General features: G+C 68.5%; 12 protein-coding genes. 8 read left to right on the top strand and 4 right to left on the bottom strand.

Annotation, left to right across the window (positions count from 1 at the left end; translation table 11 throughout):
- Positions 1–95: 95 nt before the first annotated feature.
- The 4 genes from tssI to tssJ all read right to left on the bottom strand — a co-directional run bounded on the left by tssI (position 96) and on the right by tssJ (position 8,101).
- Entirely contained in the window at positions 96–5,204 is a 5,109-nt protein-coding gene (gene tssI / locus ABFG95_RS01455) for a type VI secretion system tip protein TssI/VgrG (RefSeq protein ID WP_348995340.1), read from the bottom strand.
- Between the two features lie 25 nt (positions 5,205–5,229).
- The gene (icmH, locus tag ABFG95_RS01450) at positions 5,230–5,985 is read right to left on the bottom strand and encodes a type IVB secretion system protein IcmH/DotU (protein ID WP_231891495.1); all 756 of its coding nucleotides are present in this window, start codon (positions 5,983–5,985) and stop codon (positions 5,230–5,232) included.
- A 76-nt stretch (positions 5,986–6,061) separates the two neighbouring features.
- Positions 6,062–7,408 (bottom strand): type VI secretion system baseplate subunit TssK, encoded by a 1,347-nt coding sequence (tssK, locus tag ABFG95_RS01445; RefSeq protein ID WP_054416621.1) that lies wholly within the window; start codon positions 7,406–7,408, stop codon positions 6,062–6,064.
- A 75-nt stretch (positions 7,409–7,483) separates the two neighbouring features.
- The gene (tssJ, locus tag ABFG95_RS01440; RefSeq protein WP_081330449.1) at positions 7,484–8,101 is read right to left on the bottom strand and encodes a type VI secretion system lipoprotein TssJ; all 618 of its coding nucleotides are present in this window, start codon (positions 8,099–8,101) and stop codon (positions 7,484–7,486) included.
- A 156-nt stretch (positions 8,102–8,257) separates the two neighbouring features.
- Here tssJ and ABFG95_RS01435 point away from each other — a divergent pair, with 156 nt between their 5' ends.
- The 8 genes from ABFG95_RS01435 to tssH all read left to right on the top strand — a co-directional run bounded on the left by ABFG95_RS01435 (position 8,258) and on the right by tssH (position 17,831).
- A complete protein-coding gene (locus tag ABFG95_RS01435) occupies positions 8,258–8,995 on the top strand; it encodes a hypothetical protein (protein WP_348995339.1) in 738 nt (245 codons plus the stop codon).
- Between the two features lie 66 nt (positions 8,996–9,061).
- A complete protein-coding gene (gene tssB / locus ABFG95_RS01430) occupies positions 9,062–9,586 on the top strand; it encodes a type VI secretion system contractile sheath small subunit (protein WP_006384072.1) in 525 nt (174 codons plus the stop codon).
- Positions 9,579–11,072: a type VI secretion system contractile sheath large subunit gene (gene tssC, locus ABFG95_RS01425; protein ID WP_059270983.1), complete on the top strand. Its 1,494-nt coding sequence runs from the start codon at positions 9,579–9,581 to the stop codon at positions 11,070–11,072. The genes tssB and tssC overlap by 8 nt, the downstream gene beginning before the upstream one ends.
- 40 nt (positions 11,073–11,112) lie before the next feature.
- Positions 11,113–11,616, top strand: a complete 504-nt coding sequence (locus ABFG95_RS01420; RefSeq protein ID WP_006384074.1) for a type VI secretion system tube protein Hcp — start codon at positions 11,113–11,115, stop codon at positions 11,614–11,616.
- A 69-nt stretch (positions 11,617–11,685) separates the two neighbouring features.
- The gene (gene tssE, locus ABFG95_RS01415) at positions 11,686–12,171 is read left to right on the top strand and encodes a type VI secretion system baseplate subunit TssE (protein WP_054416617.1); all 486 of its coding nucleotides are present in this window, start codon (positions 11,686–11,688) and stop codon (positions 12,169–12,171) included.
- A gap of 53 nt (positions 12,172–12,224) precedes the next feature.
- Entirely contained in the window at positions 12,225–14,063 is a 1,839-nt protein-coding gene (gene tssF / locus ABFG95_RS01410) for a type VI secretion system baseplate subunit TssF (protein ID WP_059270982.1), read from the top strand.
- Positions 14,027–15,127, top strand: coding sequence for a type VI secretion system baseplate subunit TssG (gene tssG, locus ABFG95_RS01405; protein WP_175146808.1), 1,101 nt, complete (start codon positions 14,027–14,029; stop codon positions 15,125–15,127). The genes tssF and tssG overlap by 37 nt, the downstream gene beginning before the upstream one ends.
- 19 nt (positions 15,128–15,146) lie before the next feature.
- A complete protein-coding gene (gene tssH / locus ABFG95_RS01400) occupies positions 15,147–17,831 on the top strand; it encodes a type VI secretion system ATPase TssH (RefSeq protein ID WP_348995338.1) in 2,685 nt (894 codons plus the stop codon).
- Positions 17,832–17,835 lie beyond the last annotated feature (4 nt).

Genomic DNA, 17,835 nt, shown 5'->3' with positions numbered 1-17,835 from the left:
CGCGCGGACCGCCGACGGTCCGCGCCGACGCGGGCAGGGCGGAGAGCGCGGCCGCGAGCAGCAAAACCAGGGCCGGCGCCGCGCGGCGCCAGCCGTCAGAACGTGGGCCAGCCACCGGACATATCCACTTTGCGGACGGCCTTGGCGCAATGGACGCAGAAGCGGATGCTCATGCAGTCGGCGCCGAACATGACGCAGGCGCCAGTGTCGGCATCGCTGAACCGGTTCGCAGGCAGGCCCTGATGGCAGTGGTTGCCCCACTTGGAATAGAAAAACGGCCCCTTGTCGAGTTTGGACGAGTCCATGTCGGCTTCGTCCGGATGCGCCTGGACCCATTCCGGGCCGCTGGGCGTCATGCCGATCAGGTGGCCGATTTCATGGACGAAGGTCTCCTGCTGGTAGTTCATCGTCACCGGGTCCCAGGGGGACATCGCGGCCACGCACAGCAGGTTGGTGTTGTAGAACGCGAGACCGGCCGCCGCGCTTTCCATGAGTCGCACGCGCAACACGATCTTGCCGGCCGTGGGCACGGGCAGCAGCCCCTCAAGGCGTACGTTCACCGCATGGCAGGCCTTGGGCTGGGCCGGATCGTAGGGGACCGGCGTGACCCGATCGCGTGACACCTCCGCGCGTCGCACGCCGGCGGCCGGGTCGGTGTACTCGAACAGGCATTCCAGGAACCAGTCCTGGGCCGGATCGATGTTGTACCAGAGGAAGCTGACGTCGCCGGCGGCGTCGGCGAACTGGACCTGTGTGCTGCCGGCGCCCGGGCCCGCGTTGGCGCGGATGTAAAAGGGTTGCACCGGCTTCGGCGTGGCGAGCCGGTCCACGTGGCAGGCCACGATGGTGTACGGCTCGCGCTCGGCGCCCTGCGATTGGGCGTAGACCGACCGTGCCGCGCTGCGCAGGCGGGCATCGTCAGCGCTGTTGTCGTAGATCACATCGTAATTGGCCTGGCCGCGCGTGGTCAGCGGCGGCAACTGCACCACGTCCACGCCGTGCCGCGCGTACTCGGTCGCGGTCGGCTGGAAGCCGTGGGGGCGTTGCATCGGCTCGGGGCCGGGCAGCATGATTTCCTGGATGTACAGGCGCCTGACCGTTTCCACGACCTCGGTGGAGATGATCTGGTTCTTGTCGTTGACCACCTCGAACAGATAAGTGTTCAGTCCGGCGGCTGGCAGCGCGATATCGTCGACGATCTTGGTGCCGTCCGGATCGGTGACGTAACTGTAGGAGCGCTGGTTCGGTTCGCGGTAGAGCGGCTGACGGCTCAGTTCGCGCGCCGAGTACACCGCATTGCCCGGCCGCGGGCTGACCTTGACCGTGAAGCGGTGTTGGCCGGCCTTGTCGAAGCGCACGCGGATCTTGGGCTTGTTGGTCTGGCGGTCCAGGCTGGTGAGCGCCTGGCCGTCGTTCCAGCGTTCCTCGGCCTGCGGCAGGTTGACGTATTGCAGCTTGGCGCCGCTACGCGCCTGGTAGGCCGAGGCCACCGTGGTGGCTGGCCTTGGCGTGTCGCCCGCCGGTTCGCCGGTGGCGCCGCCGGGCACCCGCGCGGCGCCGGGCAGGTTGATGCCGGCCGCTTCCATCACGCGCCGGGCCAGGCCCGGATAGGGCGAGTTGGCCACCGCGGGGATGTTCATGATGGCTTGCGCCACCTTGGGCAGCGTCACGCTGGAAATGCTGGGCGATTGCAGGATGGCGCCCACCACCGCCGGGACCGCGGAGTGGGTCAGCCCCGGCGTGCTGAGAATGGCGCCGGCCACGGCGGGCAGGTTGCCCTGGGTGACGTCCGGCATCGACAGCAGCGTGTTCACGGTGGAGCCGAGCGCCGCGCCGCGGTCGCCCATGACGCTCATGGCCTGGGTCATCATCGGGCCGATGGCTGCGCCCACGCCGCCAGCGGATGTCGACGCGCCCGCCGCGCCACCCGCGGATGCCGAGGCACCCGCCGCGCCAGCGGCACCGTCCGAGGCGCCGGACAACATGCCGCCGGCTTTCGAACCCAGCGCGGCGGCCTGCGATGCCATCGCCGTGGCCTGGCCGGCCATGGCGCCGGCCTGGGAGACCGCGTCGGCGGCGTTGGCCAGGCCGGCAGGCATGGGCACGGCGCTGGCGAGCGCGCCGCCGGCGCCTTGCGTCAGGGACGCGGCGCTTTCACTTACCAGCGATTGCGTGGCATTGCCGGCGGCCGAAGCGGCGCGCCCCATCAGCGACGGGGTGCCGCCGCTCATCAGCGACGGCGTGACCGCGCTCACCGCGGACTGCGCCATGCCGCCGGCCTTGGCCGCGACGCCCGAGACCAGGCCGGAACCGGCTTCGGTGACGGCGCCCATGGCTTTGCCGGCCATCGCGCCCAGGTCCTGCACCGGCTTGAGCACGGCGCCGGCCATTGACTTGGCTTTGTCCAGCATGCCGGAAGCGGCCGTCAGGCCGCTCGAAAGCGCGCTGGCGCCACCGGCCAGGGCCGAGCCGGGGCCGCCCGCGGCGGTCGCATCGGCGGCGGCCGGCGCGGCGGCTAGGGCGTCCGAAGCGCCAGCGGCATTGAGCGCCTTGCCTGAACCGCTCAGGGCCTGGAGCAGCGCGGCGGGCCGGTGCACCAGTTCGGCCGTCACCAGCATCGGGTCGCCGACCTGGCTGGAGGGCAGCGCGGGCAGGGCGGCCGCGTCGCTGGCCGGGCCGATCAGGTTGTGCGAAGCGCCCTTGACCGAGAACATGCCCGGTCCTTTGAAGAGGATGTCGCCGCCGTCCATGACGATGGCGCCGCCCGCGGCCTGCAAGGTGATGCGTGTGTTCGCCAGGATCTCGATGCTGTCGGTGGTGGAGGTGATGGTGATGTCCTGGCCCGCCAGCATTTCCAGCATGTCGGTGTGCGCGTGGATCGACACCGGTGCGTTGGCGGCGATGGCGCGCAGGCCGCCGTCCTGCACGAACAGGCTGGTGGAACGGCCCGAGGCGCTGGCGAAGGTCTGGCGCGCCGCGACGTGGCCGTCGGCCTGGGCCGTGGCGTGCAGGTTTTCGCTGGCATGCAGGATCGCGCTGGCGGGGGTCGCCAGGTTCAGGGACGAGGGCGCATCGACCAGCATGCGGGCGCCATCGATGCGTTCGACCGGGTCGGTGCCGCTGCGCTCGTTGGCGCTGGCCTTCACCGCCTGCTGGCCGCCGACGCTGCCGGCATAGCGGCCGTCGGCCTTCGGGTCCAGCGCCTGGATCAGCGGGTTGAATTGTTCGTTGGCCGCCAGCGCGCGCGCCTGGCTCTGCGTGGCCAGGTTGTCGATACGCTGCGCGGCATGTTGCGCGCCACGCAGCAACAGCAGCGCTTCCTGCGCATCGGCCTGGGTGGAGCGGGCGCTTTCGCGGGCGTTGGCCGACAGCAGCATGCCCTGGCCCGAACGCACCACGGTCCAGGCGTCGGAACGCAGTTCGAAGCCCGTGCCGCGCCATGGGCCGCGCGAGGCGTCGTCGGCGCCTTGCTGCACCAGATAGCCCAGCCCCAATTGCGAGGCGGCGATGGAGCTGGACAGGCGCGTGCGCACCTGGCCTGCGGTGTCGTCGAACAGCCACTGGGTGTGGCCGCTGCCGTCCAGGCCCTGGCTGTGCCAGCCGCTGAGCGTGCCGGGATGGTTGGCATCGGCGTCCACGCCCGCGCTCCAGGGCGGCAGGTCGCTGTCGTTGTACAACTGCGCCACCACCACGGGCTGGTCGATGTCGCCGTCGAGGAATTCCACCACGACTTCGGTGCCCTGGCGCGGCAGGTGGTGCGCGCCCCAGTTCGGGCCCGCTTGTGCGCCGGCCACGCGCAGCCAGGTGCCGGAGCGGTCGTCGCCGGGCGCGTTGCCGGCGTCGTCGCCGTGGCTGCGGTGGCGCAGCCCGCCCGGCAGCGGCCGTTCGCCGCGTTGCCAGGGAAATTGCACCTTGACGCGCAGGTCGCGGCCGGTGGTCACGCTGGCGTCCTGCGCCGTCACCACCAGCGCGGTCACGCCCTCGGGGGCCGTGGGCCGGGCGCGCCAGGCCGGCAGCAGCGCGGCGGCGGCCGGCTGCGCGCCGAAGTTGTTGCGATAGGCGCCGTGCTCCAGATCGGGCGTGTCCAGCGCCTGGGCGGCCTGGCTGCCCAGGTTGTTGGCGGCCTCGTGTTCCACCCACAGCAGGGTGTATTGGTTGCCGCCCAGCTCGTCGCCCGGGGCGGCATCGCCCTGCGCGTAGCGGTCGTGCTGGGTCAGCGCGAAGACGTGGCCCGGCAGCATCTGGCGGGCCGTGCCGCCGCCCTCGAATTGCAGCGCGCGCGCTTCGTGCGCCTGCAGGCCGCGGCTGGCCAGCTGCTCGGCCGTGGCATCGTCGGGATGGCGGCCGTGGCCGTCGTAGTCGTAGTCTTCCAGCGGCGGCAGCGCGCCGGCGTCCAGGGCCGATTCGGCATGGGCGCCGTGCGCCAGCAACGCGCGGTCGTTCCAGGCGACGCGGGTGACGGTGTTGGCGCGCAGCGCGCGCGCCGCGCCAAAGCGCGTGACGCTGTCTTCGGATTCGGTGGCGTCGCTGCGATGAAAGCGCAGCGAGGCGGCGGGGTTGGCCGGCCGCGCGGCGCGGGCGTCGAACACCACCAGGCGGTGGCGCGCGCCGCCGCCGTCGGCCTGGCCGTCGCCCTGCTGGTGGTCGAAGCGAAAGCTCAGGCCGGCCTCGGCCATCAACCGCAGCACGAAGTCCAGGTCGGTCTCCCGGTACTGGGTGCGCACCGGGCGCGGCGCCAGCGGTTCGGTGATCTCGAAGGCGAACGCGGCCAGCGGGTAGTCCGCGAACACGTCGGTCAGGATGTCGGTGACCGACTTGTCCTGGAACACGAAGCTGTCGCGCCGCAGCCGCAGCGTGGCCAGCCAGGGCGCGGCGTGCAGGCGGTAGCGCGCCAGCCCGCCGTCGGCGCCCAGCGCGTCCACGCCTTCCACCACCGCGTGCCAGCGGCGCTGTCCGCCATCGGCCAGCAGCAGGCCGACGCTGATCTCCTTGCCCAGCAGGGATTCGATATCCAGTTCGGCGGACGAGGACAGGCAGTCCAGCGTCAGCGCGAACAGCTCGGACACGCCTTCGCGCAGATGCATGCGTTCGACGGCGAGCGCCTCGCCCAGCGGGGTGGCGACGCGCAGCAGGCGGGCGTTCTGGGACAGCGAGGCAACATTCAGGCTGCTATAGCCCGCGGGCGGGGAGGAGCGATCGATCATGGTGCGTGGCGGTGTGCGTGAACCTTCAGGGCAGCGAGATGGTCAGGTGGGCGGCGCGCGGCCCGAGCTTGACGATGTCGTGATAGGGCGCCATGGCGGTCTGCATGTCGCCGTTCAGGAAGTGGGCCATGCCCAGGTAGGCCAGCAGGCCCAGCAGGGCGAACAGCGCGCCGATGCTCCACAGCGGCACATCGCGCTTGAGCGTGTGGGCGATCTTGTCGGGCAGCGGCCAGTGCGGCGCGAAGCCGGCGCGCTTGCCGCGCAGCAGGGCGATCTCGTCGCCCAGGCGCGCGGTCAGGTAGCCGAGTTTTTCCTGGCCCTCGATCATGTACTTGCCCTGAAAGCCCAGCAGCAGGCACATGTAGAACACTTCCAGCGATTGCAGCCGCGGCGCGCCCTGGGCGCGCAGGTCCTCCAGGCGCGTGAAGAAGTTCTCGCCGGCCAGCTGTTCGCCGAACAGCGTCAGTTGCAGCGGCTGCAGCATCCACGCGTCGCGGATCGAGAAACCGGAATTCAGCACGGTCTCGTCCACGGCGGCGCAGAACGCGTACTTGGTGGCGTAGACGTCCTCGGCCGGGATGTCGAGCTTCTTGGCGCTGCGTTCGAAGTCCGCCAGGAACTGCTGCACCCGGGCCGAGAACGACGCGGCGCTGGCCGGCTCCTGCCCGCTCTTGAGCAGGAACAGCATCAGGAAACCGTCGTACAGCAGGTCCAGCAGCGATTTGGCGGGACGCGAGCCGTAGAAATCGGCGGCACGGGGAGGGAGCGAGGCTCCGGGCATCAGAGAGGGCGCGGCGGCGGTCATGGCGGGCTCTTTCAGTAAGCGTCGGGGTGGCGTCGGGGCGGATGGGCGCCGGTCAGCGGGTGACGGCGATCAGGTCCAGTTTCAGTTCGGGTATGCCGGATGGCGCGTAGATGGCGATGCTGCGCGCCTGCAGCATGCGGTCGTACAGCGAGCCGCGCGTCTGCAAGGCGAAATAGCAGGCGCCGGGCTTGACCGGCACCGCCGGGGGCACCTGCGGCGTGTAGGCCAGCTGCACGCCCGGCATGGCCGACAGCACCAGCTTCTCGACGTCGTCGGGCGCGCCGACCTTGAAGCGCAGCGGCACGGTCTCGGCCAGTTCGCTGGCGGGCGTCGCGGCCGACACCGACAGGTACAGCGCGGTGGTTTCGTCGAGCTTGTCGGAATCGAGCCGGCCGACGTGGAACGACGGCCGCAGTTCTTCCAGCACGATCGAGAAGTAGCGGGTCGAGATGACGGTGTCGAGCAGGTCGCGCAGGATCGTGTCGAGCTGCGCGAAGGCCGCGCCGGGCTGTTCGTGGCGGTACACCGGCAGGTCGGCCAGCGTGTGCACCTTCGAGAAGGTCATCAGCGCGCCGGCCAGCCGCAGCATTTCCTGGAACAGGCGTTCCGGATGCAACTGCGGGTTGTGGAACAGGTGCGACAGCGCCGAATAGGCTTCGTTGGCGGTATGCAGCAGCCAGAACGAGGCCACGTCGCCCGAGCGGAACTCGATGATGTTCTTGTTGGGTTCGCGGTGAAAGCCGTACAGCGCATTGACCTTGGCCTGCAGCGCGTCCAGCAGGCGGCGCAACTGCTCGAACAGCGCGCCGCAGGCCTGTACCGTGAGGCTGGGGGCGATGAAGCTGGTGTCCAGTTCGTAGCCGGCGCTGGCGGTGCGGCGCACGCGCGCCACCGGCAGGGTCAGCAGCGCGTCGCGCGGTTCGTGCTCGGACAGCAGCCGCACGTTCTTGCGCAGGAACGCCAGGTCGGCGGTGCTGGCGTTGGTGTAGAGGTCCGGCGCCGGGCTGTCCTGGTGCGCGTAGCGGGCATCGAAGCCCTGCGATTGCTGCGCGTCGCGGTAGTTGCCGCCGATGTCCTTCATCGGATGCAGGGCCAGGTAGAACACGGCTTCGCTGGCGCCGTCCAGCCCGTCCAGCGCCACGGCCGGGGGCAGGTCGTCGTTGTGCGGCGCGTTGTAGATCTCGCCGTCGGGAAAGATCGCCGACAGCTCGGTGGCGCGCAGCATGCCGTTGGCGAGCGCGGCGGCATCGAAGCGCGCCGCGCGCAGGCCCCAGGAATAGGGGTGCAGCGCCCGGCTCATTTCCGCCAGGCGGGCCTCATGGTAGGCGTCCTGGCGCTGAAAATGCTGGGGCCGCAGGAACAGCCCCTCTCCCCACAAAATCTTCGCTGAATAACTCACGTTGGCGGGCTCTCGTTATTGACTATCTATATATAAAGAGGACGTTTCGGTGAACGCATCCGGCTCGCGCCGGATTCAGTTCGGGCATTGCAACGAACCGAGCCGGGACGGATCGAACGCGGGCATGCCTGGCGGCACCACGATCTTGCCGGTGGCGACCGTCATGGCGCAGGCATGCGCGCCCAGGACGATGCCGGTGTCCTCGACCTCTTTGACCTCGAACACATATTTCCAGCGCTGCGGCGCGGGCGCGTAAAACAAGGCGGCAACGGCGATATACGCGGCGCCTTTCGGCACCTTCTCGACGTTTTCGAAACGCTGGCCTGGAGTCAGCGTGATTTCGCGCGACGCGATCAGACTGTCGCCCAATGCCGCCTTTTCCTGCGCAGTATCAACCAATTGCGTGAGCGGTGCGCGCTGAAATGCCTCGGCATTCTTCAAATAGTATGCTTTCGTAACGACGGCGGTTGGCTGGCCGCTGCTCGCATTCAAATTTTCTCCGGCGTGGATCGCCAATTTCACGTCCGTGGGCGCATTCGGGTCCTTTTTCAGGCCGGCCGCATCGAGCGCCGTGCCGGTGATTCCAGCGACCGCGCCAAGGGCGGAAACCGCCGCACAACCATTAATGACGGGCACTGCCGCGATCAGCGTCGCGGCCGCCAAGCATCGCGATAAATTGAGATGTTTTGACATGGCTCTTTATACCGGATCATTGCTGCAACATACAGATGACGGCACGATGAGCCACATTTCGTGGCAAGTTACATGGCGTAATTCCCTGTAGTGGTGTACTAACAAAAAGTTGTTGAAATACGCGGCCCTTGGTTACATCAGACACGTGCCCAAAAAATGCAACTTTCCCGGTATTTCCTCATAGGTGGCATGGTGGCGTTAATGGCCGGTTGCGCCACCACCAGCAAGCCCCAGACGGACGCTGAATACAAGCAGTCGATCACCCAGGCCACCGAGACGCTGGCCAACAAGGGCGGCGACGAGGCCGTGGCCCAGTTCCAGGAAATCGCGCAACGCAACCCCTCGCGCGGCGAGCCCTGGTCGTATATCGCCAAGATCCGCTTTGACGAGCAGAAGTACGGGGAAGCCATCGTTGCCGCCGACGAGGCGCTGAACCGCGACTCGAACGATTTCACCGCCAAGACGGTGCGCGCCGTGGGCGGCCTGCGGGTCGCGATGCAGTCGCTGGCGGACCTGCGCGCCGACGCGCTGCTGGCCGGCAATGCCCGCAGCGACGCGGTGGCCCTGGCCGCCGCCATGCGCGAGACGCTGGGCCAGGACGTGTTGTTCCCCGAGGGCCGCAAGCCGCCGCGCGGCGGCGGCGCGCGTCCGCCCAAGCCGCGCAACGACGCCGCCGCCGGCACGGGCACGCCCGCCGCTGGCACGCCCGCAGCCGGTACGCCCGCAGCCGGTACGCCCGCCACGGGCGGCGCGCCGGCCTCGGCCGCCAACACCCCCGCGACGCCCGCGGCCAAGCCGGCGCAGGCGGGCGGCGCCACGTCGTCCACCCAGACGCCTCCGCCCGCATCGGGCCGCGCGCCGGATCCGTTCGGCAACCTCCTCAACAAACCCTGATCGGCCGCCGGACCCGGCTGGCCGGGTCCGCTTCCCATCGTCAATACGCATCCGCTTGGAGCCCCCATGGCTAAGAAAGAAAGCGTTCAGAAAAGACTCCAGAAAGTACGCCCGCCGCGCGTCCAGTTGACCTATGACGTCGAGAAGGGCGACGCGATCGAGCAAAAGGAACTGCCCTTTGTCGTGGGCGTGGTGGGCGACTTCAGCGCGCAGTCGGAAGCCGAGCTGCCGCGCCTGAAGGACCGCAAGTTCGTCAACATCGACGTCGACAACTTCGACGACGTGATGCGCGGCCTCGAACCGCGCGCCGCCTATCGCGTGAAGAACCGCCTGACGGATGAGGGCGGCACCTTCGGCGTCGACCTGAAGTTCCGCTCGATCGAGGACTTCCGGCCCGAGGCGGTGGTGCAGCAGATCGAACCGCTCAAGGAATTGCTGGAGATCCGCACCAAGCTGGCCGACCTGCGCAACAAGCTGGCCGGCAACGACAAGCTGGAAGACCTGCTGGGCGAAGTGCTCAGCAGCACGGAAAAACTGCAGCAACTGACCAGCGAAGCCGGCAAGGACGGCAAGGGAGGCAGCAATGAGTAATTCCGCCGCCGCGCAGAACGCGGCCGCCCCGGCCGCCGCCGCCGACTCGGGCCTGCTCGACCAGATCGTCGAGCAGAGCCGGGTGGCCAAATCCACCGCCGAGCACGATCGCGCCAAGGACCTGATCGGCGAGCTGGCGCGCGAAGTCATGAAGGGCACCGTGGTGGTGTCGGACAACCTGTCCGCCATGCTCGACGCCCGCGTGGCCGAGCTGGACCGCCTGATCTCCGCCCAGCTCAGCGAAGTCATGCACGGCGCCGAGTTCCAGAAGCTCGAAAGCACCTGGCGCGGCCTGCATTACCTGTGCCAGGAGAGCAATACCGGGCCGATGCTCAAGATCAAGGTGCTCAACGTCACCAAGCGCGACCTGGTGCGCGACTTCCAGACCGCCATCGACTTCGACCAGAGCCTGATGTTCAAGAAGGTCTACGAAGAGGAATTCGGCACCTTCGGCGGTTCGCCCTTCGGCGCGCTGCTGGGCAACTTCGAGATCACCCGCCAGCCCGAGGACATGTACTTCATCGAGCAGATGTCGCACGTGGCCGCGGCCTCGCACGCCCCGTTCATCGCCTCGGCCTCGCCCGAGCTGCTGGGCCTGGACAGCTTTGCCGACCTGGGCCGGCCGCGCGACCTGGCCAAGGTGTTCGACACCGTCGAATACACCAAGTGGCGCAGCTTCCGCGATTCCGAGGACTCGCGCTATGTCGGCCTGACCATGCCGCGTTTCCTGGGCCGCCTGCCGTACGACCCGAAAGAGGGCACCTCGGTGGAAGGCTTCAATTTCGTCGAGGACGTCGACGGCACCGACCATTCCAAGTACCTGTGGTGCAACGCCGCCTGGGCCTTCGGCGCGCGCCTGACCGCGGCCTTTGCCGACTTCGGCTGGTGCGCGGCGATCCGCGGCGTCGAAGGCGGCGGCCTGGTCGAAAACCTGCCGACCCACACCTTCAAGACCGACGACGGCGAGATCGCGCTGAAGTGCCCGACCGAAATCGCCATCACCGACCGGCGCGAGAAGGAACTGAGCGACCTCGGCCTGATCCCGCTGGTGCACTGCAAGAACTCCGACTACGCCGCGTTCTTCGGCGCCCAGTCGGTGCAGAAGGCCAAGAAGTACAACACCGACAGCGCCAATGCCAACGCGGTGCTGTCGGCGCAGTTGCAGTACATCTTTTCGGTGTCGCGCGTGGCCCACTACCTGAAAGCCATGATGCGCGACAAGATCGGCAGTTTTGCGTCCGCGCAATCCGTCGAGAGCTTCCTGAACCGCTGGGTCTCGCAGTACGTGCTGCTGGACGACAACGCGAACCAGGAGCAGAAAGCGCAATTCCCCCTGCGGGAAGCATCGGTGCAAGTAGCCGAAGTGCCGGGTCGTCCTGGCGTGTTCCGGGCCGTGGCGTTCCTGCGGCCGCATTTCCAACTCGACGAGCTGTCGATTTCCCTGCGTCTGGTTGCGGAACTGCCCGCCCAGGCCCAGAAATCGTGATGACCGTCTGATCCAAAGCTTTTAACCGGAGAGTACTTTAATGAAGGACATCTACGTCAAATTCGGCAATCCCGCGCTCAAGGGCGAGTCCCAGGACAAGGACCACCCGGACTGGATCGAAGTGGGCTCGTGGCGCCACGAGATCATCCAGCCGCGTTCGGCCACCGCCTCCACCTCGGGCGGCCACACCGCCGAGCGCACCGAGCACGGCGAAATGGTCTTCACCAAGGACCTGGACGTGGTCAGCCCGCTGCTGTATCAGCACGCCTCGGGCGGCACCACCTTTGACGAAGTGACCATCGACTTCCTGCGCGCCGACGGCGAGGGCAACCGCGTCAAGTACCTGGAAATCAAGCTCAAGTACGTGATCATCTCGCGCGTGGCGCCGGAAGTGGTCAGCGAAGGCCTGCCGCACGAATCGTTCTCGCTGAAGTACGCCGCGGTGCAGTGGAAGTACACGCAGCAGAAGGTCGGCGGCAACCAGGGCGGCAATTCCCAGGGCGCCTGGAGCCTGACCAAGAACGACAAGACCTACTCGGTCTGATCCCGACCGCGCGACAAGGCGAAGGCCGCGGCCCGTCTGCGGGCCGCGGTTTTCTGAAAGAGGTCCGTGATGAAGGGATTCGAACCCAGCCTGTTCGACAAATTGTTCGAGGCGGAAGGCCCGGCGCCGCACGCGCTGCGCCGGCTGTCCGTCGAGGAAATCAAGGAAACCGTCGCGCGCGACATCGAGGCCCTGCTCAATACCCGCATGGTCTTCACCGAGGCGTCGCTCAAGCGCTATCCGAACTGCCAGCGGTCGATCCTGACCTATGGGCTGTCGGATTTTTCCGGGCTCAGCCTGGCCAGCCACTATGACCGGGAGTTCATCTGCCGGTCGCTGGAGCAGGCCATCGCGCGCCACGAGCCCCGCTTGACGCACGTGCGGGTGGTGCTGCAGGTCGACAGCCGCGCCACGTCGGTACTGTATTTCGCGATCACCGCGATGCTGGACGTCGGCCCGGCCCACGAGCCGGTGACGTTCGACGCGACCCTGCAGCCGTCGACGCTGCAGTATTCGGTCAGCAAGGGCTGGGCCAAGGCCGCGGCGGCCGCCTGACAACATAAACGCACGCGGGCGCCGGCGGCCAGCCGCCGGCGAGGAAGGGAAAGATGGAAGAATTGCTGCCGTACTACGAACGCGAACTGGGCTTCCTGCGCGGCTCGTCGCGGGACTTCGCCCAGCGCTATCCGAAGATCGCCGCGCGCCTGGGGCTGTCGGGAGAGACCTGCGAGGATCCGCACGTCGAGCGGATGATCGAATCGTTCGCCCTGCTGGGGGCGCGCATCAACAAGAAGCTGGACGACGACTATCCGGAATTCACGGAAGCGTTGTTTGAAGTGATGTACCCGCATTACCTGCGGCCGTTTCCGTCGTGTTCGATCGCGCAGTTCGACATGGGCGGGGTGGCGGCGCAACTGACCGCGCCCGTGCGCGTGGCGCGGGGCACCGAATTGAAATCGCATGCCGTGCGCGGGGTGGCCTGCCGCTTCCGCACGGCCTACGACGTGACGCTGGCGCCGGTGGCCATCCGCCAGGCCGTGTTCGCGTCGACCGCCAACGCGCCGTCGTCCACGCAGCTGCCTGCCGGCGTGACCGGGCGGCTGTCGTTGACGCTGGCCTGCCTGGCCGAAACGCAAAGCTTCGCCACGCTGGCGGTGGACCGCCTGCGGGTCTATCTGCATGGCGAGCCGTCATTCGTGGCGGCGCTGCGCGACTGCCTGTTCCTGCGCACCGCGGCGGCCTATGTCGAAACCCAGCCCGGCCGCTGGAACCGGCTGCCCGAGGTGCCGTTGGCGCAGGTGGGGCTGGCCGAGGACGATGCGCTGATCGATTTTCCTGCCAGCTCGCATCCGGCCTACCGGCTGCTGGCCGAGTACTTCGTCTTTTCCGAGAAATTCAACTTCGTCGACATCGACCTGGCGGCGCTGCGGCGCGCGGTGGGGCCGGTGCGCGAGTTCACGCTGCACCTGCCGGTCAAGGGGCTGCGCGCCGATTCGAATACCGCGCGCCTGCTGGAGTCGGCGTCGGCGGATAACTTCCGGCTGGGCTGCACGCCGGTGATCAACCTGTTCGAGCAGCGCGCCGATCCCATCCGCGTCACGCATGCGGCCGCGTCGTATCCGGTGGTGGCCGATGCGCGCCGCGCCTACGGCTACGAGGTCTATTCCATCGACCGCGTGCGGCTGGTGCGGCAGAACGCGCAGGGCGATTCGGTGGTGGAGTTTCGGCCGTTCTATTCGCTGCATCACGGCGAAACGCCCGAAAGCGCCAGCCATTACTGGACCGCGCGGCGCGACGCGATGGTGGCCGAGCGCAGCCCGGGCTACGAAATGGAGATGTCCATCGTCGACATCGACTTCAACCCGGCCCTGCCACAGACCGAAACGCTGAGCCTGGAACTGACCTGCACCAACCGCGACCTGCCGTCGCACCTGGCGGTGGGCCAGCCGGGCGGCGACCTGTTCCTGGAAGGCGGTTCGGTGGCGCGCGAGATCCGCATGCTGCGCCGCCCGACCCACACGCACCGCTTCCAGCAGGGCCGCGCGGCGCACTGGCGCCTGATCTCGCACCTGGCGCTGAACCACCTGTCGCTGGTGCACAGCGGCCTGCCGGCCTTGAAGGAAACGCTGCGCCTGTACGACCTGTCGCACGCGGCGGTGGCGGCGCGCCAGATCGAAGGGCTGGTCGGGCTGGACTACAAGCCCGCCACCCACTGGATGCCGGGCGAGCCGTTCGCGACCTTCGTGCGCGGCATCGAGATCCGGCTGACGATCAATGAAGACAACTTCGTGGGCACCAGCCTGCATGCCTTCGTGGCGGTGCTCAACCGCTTCTTCGGCCTTTACGTGCACGCCAACAGCTTCGTGCAGTTGGTGGTGCTGTCGCGCCGCGGCGCGGAAGAAATCCTACGGTGTGCTCCATGCAACGGCGACGCGATCCTAGCGTAATCGAATCGCTGCTGGCCGAGCCGCAGCGCTTCAAGTTCTTCCAGGCCGTGCGGGTGCTGGAACTGTGGTTCGCGCGCCAGGAAGGCACGCGCGCCAGGAATGCCGTGCCGGCGCACCTGCGCTTCGTCAACTCCTCGTCGCTGGGCTTTCCGGCCAGCGAGATCGCCGGGCTGACGGCCTTCGACAAGAACGGCCAGGCCCTGCACGACGCCGAGGCGCGCCTGGCGGCGCTGGCGGCCGGCACGCTGGGGCGGGTGGAGATCGAGCCGGCCTTCTTCGGCCTGCTGGGCGGACAGGGCGCCTTGCCGCTGCATTACTCCGAGATCCTGAGCCACCGCGAAAGCGCCACGCGCGACCGCGGCGCGCGCGCCTTCTTCGACATCTTCTCGAACCGGGCCGCCGCGCTGTTCTACGCGGCCTGGAAGAAGTACCGCATGCCGCTGCGGCACGAGACCGAGCAGGACCATCACTACCTGCCGCTGCTGCTGGCGCTGGGCGGCGTCGGCCATCCGGCGCTGCGCGACCGCCTGCATGCGGGCGAAGGCCGCGTGTTCGACGAGTCGCTGGCGCACTACGCGGCGGCGGCGCGGCAGCGGCCGGTGTCGGCCGCGTACCTGCAGCGGGTGCTGGCTGATTACTTCCGGGTGGCCTTGCGGGTCGAACAGTTTGTCGGCCGCTGGTACCACGTGCCGCCCGAGAACCGCACCCAGCTGGGCCGGCCCGGCGCGGTGCTGGGCGTGTCCGCCATGGCCGGAGACCGCATCTGGCAGCGCGACCTGCGCATCCGGCTGTGGATCGGCCCGCTGTCCAAGTCGGCGTTCGCCGACTTCCTGCCCGGCGGCGCCCGCGCCCAGGCGCTGGAAAAGCTGCTGACGATGTTCGGCGGGCTCAGCTTCGAATACGAGGTGCGCCTGGTCATGGCCAAGGAGGACGTCGCCGGCAGCGCGCTGGGCGGCGACGCCGAGGGCGGCGGCGCGCGCCTGGGCTGGAATTCCTTTCTCTGCACCGAACCGTCGGCGTCGGACCGCGACGACGCCAGCTACGAACTGCACACCATCCACTAAGAACAAGACAACCCAGAACATGGCCACTCCCCTGAAAACCCTGATCGGGAAACTGAACCAGACCTGCCGCCAGGCCGCCGAGCGCGCCGCCAGCCTGTGCATGGCGCAAGGCCACTACGAGGTGGACCTGGAACACCTGTTCCTGGCGCTGCTGGAAAAGCCCGCCAGCGATTTCAGCATCGTGGCGCGCCGCAGCGGCATCGAGGCCTCGGTGCTGGAGGCCGACCTGAACGCCGAGATCCGCGGCTTCAAGAACGGCAATACCCGCACGCCGGTGTTTTCGCCGCACCTGCCGCGCCTGTTCGAGCATGCCTGGCTGATCGCCTCGCTGGACACGCAGACCACCCGCATCCGTTCTGGCCACCTGTTGCTGGCGCTGCTGACCGAGCCCGATCTGGCGGCGCTGGCGCGGCGCGGCTCGCGCCTGTTCGAGTCGTTCCGGCTGGAAGAGCTGAAGCACGATTTCGCGGCCCTGACGGCCGGCTCGGAAGAGGCCGGCCAGTCCGTCGCATTGGGCGATGACGCCGCGCAGGGCGAGGCCGCCACGCCCGCCGCCGGCCTGTCCAAGACGCCGGCGCTGGACCAATACACCACCAACCTGACCGAGCGCGCCCGCGAAGGCAAGATCGACCCGGTGATCGGCCGCGATGCCGAGATCCGGCAGATGATCGACATCCTGACGCGGCGCCGCCAGAACAATCCCATCCTGACCGGCGAGGCCGGCGTTGGCAAGACCGCGGTGGTCGAAGGCCTGGCGCTGCGCATCGTGGCCGGCGACGTGCCGCCGGCGCTGGCCGGCGTGGCGCTGCGCACGCTGGACATGGGCCTCTTGCAGGCCGGCGCCAGCGTCAAGGGCGAGTTCGAGAACCGCCTGAAAAGCGTGATCGACGAGGTCAAGCAAAGCCCCACGCCCATCATCCTGTTCATCGACGAGGCCCACACCATGATCGGCGCGGGCGGGCAGGCCGGCCAGAACGATGCGGCCAACCTGCTCAAGCCGGCGCTGGCGCGCGGCGAACTGCGCACCATCGCCGCCACCACCTGGAGTGAATACAAGAAGTACTTCGAGAAGGACGCCGCGCTGGCGCGGCGCTTCCAGGTGGTCAAGGTGGAAGAGCCCAGCGAGACGCTTGCCGCCAGCATGCTGCGCGGCATGGCGCCGCTGATGGAACAGCATTTCGGCGTGCGCATCCTGGACGAAGCGATTGTGGCCGCCGCCCGCCTGTCGCACCGCTATATCAGCGGCCGCCAGTTGCCGGACAAGGCGGTCGGTGTGCTGGACACCGCATGCGCCCGGGTGGCATTGGGCCGCAGCGCCACGCCGGCCCTGATCGACGACGCCCGCCACCGCCTCGCGCGCCAGGAGACCGAGCGAGTGGCGCTGCGCCGCGAGGCCGCCACCGGCGCCGCGCAGTCGGCCCGCCTGCGCGAACTGGACGAGGAAATGGCCGCCACCCGCCAGCAGCTGGCCGACGCCGAGGCGCGCCTGGCCCAGGAAAGCGAGCTGGTGCGGCAGATCCACGCGCTGCGCGAAGAGCTGGAAGCCGCGGGCCAGGAGCCCGAGCCCGAAACCACCGCCAAGCGCCGCGCCGGCAAGGCCGCCGAGCCGACGCCCGCCCAGGCGCAACTGGCCGAGCTTCAGCAGCAACTGCGCGCCCTGCAGGGCGAAGCGCCGCTGGTGCCGGCCTACGTGGATGCGCAGGTCATCGCCGAGATCGTCTCGGCCTGGACCGGCATCCCGCTGGGCCGCATGGTCAATGACGAGATCCGCACCGTGCTGGAACTGCAGCCGCTGCTGGCCGAACGCGTGATCGGCCAGGACCACGCGCTGCACGCCATCGCCCAGCGCGTGCGCACCGCGCGCGCCGGCCTGGAAGATCCGAACAAGCCCAAGGGCGTGTTCCTGTTCGTCGGCCCGTCGGGCGTGGGCAAGACCGAGACCGCGCTGGCGGTGGCCGACATCCTGTACGGCGGCGAGCGCAAGCTGGTCACGATCAACATGAGCGAATACCAGGAGGCCCACAGCGTCTCGGGCCTGAAGGGCTCGCCGCCCGGCTACGTCGGCTACGGCGAAGGCGGGGTGTTGACCGAAGCCGTGCGGCGCCAGCCCTACAGCGTGGTGCTGCTCGATGAAATCGAGAAGGCCCACCCGGACGTGCTGGAGCTGTTCTTCCAGGTGTTCGACAAGGGCGTGATGGACGACGCCGAGGGGCGCGAGATCGACTTCCGCAATACGCTCATCATCCTGACCTCCAACGTCGGCTCGTCGACCATCATGCAGGCCTGCCTGAACAAGAGCGCCGAGGAGCGGCCGGATCCGGACGCTTTGCAGGAATTGCTGGCGCCGCAGCTGTACAAGGCCTTCAAGCCGGCCTTCCTGGGCCGCATGAAGACCATCGCCTACTACCCGGTGGATGACGACGCCCTGGCGCGCATCATCGGCCTGAAGCTGGCTCGCATCGCCGAGCGGGTGCAGGCCAACCACCGCGCCGTGTTCGATTGGGACGACGCGCTGGTCGAGGCCGTGCTGGCGCGCTGCACCGAGGTGGACACCGGCGCGCGCAACGTCGACCACATCCTGAACGGCACGCTGTTGCCGCAGATCGCCGAGCAGGTGCTGGGCCGCATGGCGCAGGGCGAAGCGATCGCGCGCATCCGCGTCACGGCCGGCAAGAACGGCGACTTCCGTTACCGCCTGACCTGAGCCC

This window comes from Achromobacter sp. HNDS-1 (assembly GCF_040084795.1).
Lineage (GTDB): Bacteria > Pseudomonadota > Gammaproteobacteria > Burkholderiales > Burkholderiaceae_B > Achromobacter > Achromobacter ruhlandii.
Note: the sequence above shows the minus strand (reverse complement) of the source record. Positions and strands in the feature narration are given on the sequence as shown.